Consider the following 3462-nt stretch of genomic DNA (forward strand, 5'->3'; position numbering starts at 1 on the left):
AAAATCAAAGTGCAAACTAGGAAGCTAGCCGCAGGCTGCTCAAAACACTGTTTTGAGGTTGCAGATGGAAGCTGACGTGGTTTGAATTTGATTTTCGAAGAGTATTATAGTCCCATTAAACGATAAGCCTGATCTCGGAGGTCCTTATCTGTTTCAAATAGACCACGAGCTACTGTCGTCAAGGTGGCAGTGCCCGGTTTTCTGACACCACGCATGCTCATACACATATGTTCTGCTTCAATGACAACAAAGGCTCCTTTAGCACCTAGATACTCCATCAAGGCATCGGCCACTTCGATATTCAAACGTTCTTGAATTTGTGGTTTTTTCGAATAAACTTCAACCGTACGAGCTAGCTTAGACAAACCTGCCACACGACCATCTGGAATGTAGGCAATATGCGCTCTCCCATAAAATGGTAGAAAGTGGTGCTCACACATGGTGTGGAAAAAGATATCCTTCTCTACCACCATATTATCGTCAATAATCTCAAAGGATTTTGACAAATGTTCCTCCGCTGTTTGACCAAGCCCTGAAAAAATCTCTTGGTACATACGAGCGACACGAGCAGGTGTTTCCTGCAAGCCCTCGCGGTTAGCGTCCTCTCCTACAGCCTCGATAATCATTTTTACAGCTGTTTCAATCTTTTGTGTATCCATTCTCGTTTTTCCTCTCCATCAGATAGGCTCTCACTTGGCTCAAGAAATACAAGGAACCTGTGACAATCCTAACTGTTTTTTTCTCTTCTTTTTTATCTGTCAATTTCTGCTCTAGAAAATCCTGCCAACCTTGGTAGCTGAGATTTCTAGACTTTGCTGCCTCTTTCAGCACGCTTTCATCAGTCGCCCGACTATCGTCAAAATGTGTCAAAGTAAGCTCGGTATCTGGGATTTGCTCCAACAAGTCCAACATATCCTCCAAGGTCTTGGTTTTGATGCAAGTAAAGAGGATTTCCTTACGATAATCCGCAAAGCGTTCTTGCAAGGTTGTCAATAAAGCCTTGATAGCATGGGGATTGTGGGCCCCATCCAAGATCATCAAGGGGTTCCTTGACACGACCTCCAGACGCCCTGGCCAACTTGTTTCTTCCAAGGCTTGAGCAAGCAAATGATTGCTTGCTAGTTCTCGACCATCTTCTTGACAAAAAGTATCAAGTAAAGCTATGGCAATCCCAGCATTCTCTATCTGGTGCAAACCAAGCAGGCCAGTCTGGAAGCGACCTTGTCTGACAACACTTGTATAGTCAAAGACTTCGCCTGTAACCACACTCTTTTGATGACTAACTTGATAATCTTTCCCATAGGCAAGTCTCGGCGCATCTTTCCCTTCCGCAATGCGGTCAATCACAGCCAAAGCTTCTGGAGCGATACGACCTGTCACCAAGGGAATTCCTTGTTTGATAATACCAGCTTTCTGCTCTGCTATAGCTTCCAAGGTATCACCAAGTAGGGCTACATGGTCCAGTCCAATAGTCGTAATTCCTGTTAAAATTGGCTGGCAGACATTGGTACTATCTAAAAGTCCACCCATGCCCACTTCCATAATGGCCACATCTACTTGCTCTGAGGCAAAGTAATCATAAGCTATGGCTGTGATAATCTCAAACTCGGTTGTGCCCTGTAAATTGGCGGCCGCTTCTCCCTCCAGCAAAGACTGATAGTCTGCCATGAGGTCTTCTAGCCTAGCCTCGGGAATGGATTCCCCATTGATGCTAATCTGGTCTGTGTAATGAATGAGATAGGGCGAGCTGAACACCCCAACTCTTAGCCCTAGCTTTTCCAGCATATTTTTCAAAAAAGCAATGGTCGAACCCTTGCCATTGGTCCCTCCGATATGGATGACCTTGAGTTTGAGATGGGGATTGCCACGCAATGCTAATAGTTCCACCATGCGTTCCAAGCCAAAATGCGGTTGGTCCGTCCGGTAGTTGGCAATCCACTGATTGTTTTCAATTTCTTTCATCTTATTTATATTGTTTTAAATCTAAATTTTCCGCTTCATCAGCCAGACGAATAGCGGAGGCAATTTCAACTGCCATCCTGTGACTAGCTACATCATGCACGCGCACCACTTCTACACCCTGTCTTGCAGCAATACTAGTTACATGAGCCGAAGCTGTATCTCGATTGCGGAAACCAAGTTCTGTCTCAGGATTGACATCAAAACCATTTTCTTCAAGAATATTGATGACAAATCGCTTGCGCGACACTCCGAGAAAGATTGGATATCCTTTCTGATGTAGTTTATCCAGGTCCCGTAAAAGAAGCAGATTTTCTTTCTTGGTCAGACCAAAGCCAATTCCTAGATCCAACAGGATATTTTCTTGTGCGATTCCAGCTTGATTTGCTCTCGCTAGGGCTCGTTCAAAGAAAGTCTCCATCAAGTCTTCGATTGGCATTTTTTCAAAGTCAGCTAACTCTTCCTCTGTAAAAGCTTGACCAACACCGAAATGAGGAAATATGAGCGAGCTAGGATGCTGAGGTCGCGCCATGACTGGATTAAACATAATGACTACTTTCGCACCAGCCTTAGCAACCACATGGGCCATTTTCTCATCACCCATAAGACCAGTGATATCATTGACTAGATTGGCACCAGCAGCCAAAGCAGCTTCTGCTACCTGACTCTTCCAAGTATCAATAGAGATGAGGACATCACTTTCCTTGCGAATCGCTTTAATCACTGGAACAACACGCTGGATTTCCTCTTCTATCTCAACCTCAACATAGCTACTTCCCGGCCGAGTCGATTCTCCGCCGATATCTAGCATACTAGCCCCTTCTGCTATCAATTTACGAGCCTGCTGGAGTGCCTGCTCAAGAGCAAAAAATTGACCACCATCCGAAAAGGAATCTGGGGTTACATTGATAATTCCGCAAATAGCTGTCTTTGCATGATTGGCTTTACTTGACATATCGGTCACTCCCTCAAGGCTTTTCATCATATTATTTCTCTATTTTACCATAAAAAGAAAAAAATGGACACGATTGCATTCATCTTTTTCCCAGTAGAAACAAGTAAGCAATTGTCAATAATCTTAAACAGAAATCCCTAATGTCCTACTCAAAATCACCACGAGAGCCAACAAACAGAAAGCAACCCCATTCACAATCATATGAAGTAAGATCGACATTTCCAAACGTTGGGTTTTATAAACTCCCGACTTTATCACTTAATTCTCCGCCGACCTTACTTAATACCTTGGTACATCTGGATTTTTCGACTATTTTTCAACTTTTTGTTTGTTGTATATAATTATGTATGCTATAATAGAGTATGGCATTTATTAAAACAACAACCAACAAAGAAGGGCGTACTCATGTCTATCTTGTGGAGGGATATCGAAAAGATGGAAAAGTCAGACAGCGTATTTTGAAAAAATATGGTCTCTTAGATGAACTAGAGGTAGAGGAACCTGATATCTTAGAACGTTTGAAACGTGAGGCAAAGGAAGGTCTACTA

General features: G+C 43.2%; 3 protein-coding genes and 2 pseudogenes. 1 reads left to right on the forward strand and 4 read right to left on the reverse strand.

The genetic code is table 11. From position 1 onward, the window contains the following. Nucleotides 1-104: 104 nt before the first annotated feature. The 4 genes and pseudogenes from folE to HT723_RS08945 form a co-directional block, all read right to left on the reverse strand. Nucleotides 105-659 (reverse strand): GTP cyclohydrolase I FolE, encoded by a 555-nt coding sequence (gene folE, locus HT723_RS08930; protein ID WP_004247172.1) that lies wholly within the window; start codon nt 657-659, stop codon nt 105-107. After that, entirely contained in the window at nt 640-1962 is a 1323-nt protein-coding gene (locus HT723_RS08935; protein WP_172935061.1) for a folylpolyglutamate synthase/dihydrofolate synthase family protein, read from the reverse strand. Before HT723_RS08935 ends, folE begins: the two co-directional genes overlap by 20 nt. Before the next feature lies 1 nt (nt 1963). Continuing rightward, entirely contained in the window at nt 1964-2944 is a 981-nt protein-coding gene (gene folP / locus HT723_RS08940) for a dihydropteroate synthase (protein ID WP_172935062.1), read from the reverse strand. A gap of 93 nt (nt 2945-3037) precedes the next feature. After that, nucleotides 3038-3154 (reverse strand): annotated as a pseudogene (locus HT723_RS08945) (CPBP family intramembrane glutamate endopeptidase); the annotation flags it as partial. A 122-nt stretch (nt 3155-3276) separates the two neighbouring features. Between HT723_RS08945 and HT723_RS08950 the strand changes: the two are divergent. Then, nucleotides 3277-3462, forward strand: a pseudogene (locus HT723_RS08950) (IS1634 family transposase); the annotation flags it as partial.

It is taken from the genome of Streptococcus sp. 2106 (assembly GCF_013277315.1).
Taxonomy (GTDB): Bacteria; Bacillota; Bacilli; order Lactobacillales; family Streptococcaceae; genus Streptococcus; species Streptococcus pseudopneumoniae.

Coding starts and splice junctions, on each gene's coding strand:
- folE (WP_004247172.1), bottom strand. CDS start 659: ATGGATACACAAAAGATTGAAACAGCTGTAAAAATGATTATCGAGGCT.
- HT723_RS08935 (WP_172935061.1), bottom strand. CDS start 1,962: ATGAAAGAAATTGAAAACAATCAGTGGATTGCCAACTACCGGACGGAC.
- folP (WP_172935062.1), bottom strand. CDS start 2,944: ATGATGAAAAGCCTTGAGGGAGTGACCGATATGTCAAGTAAAGCCAAT.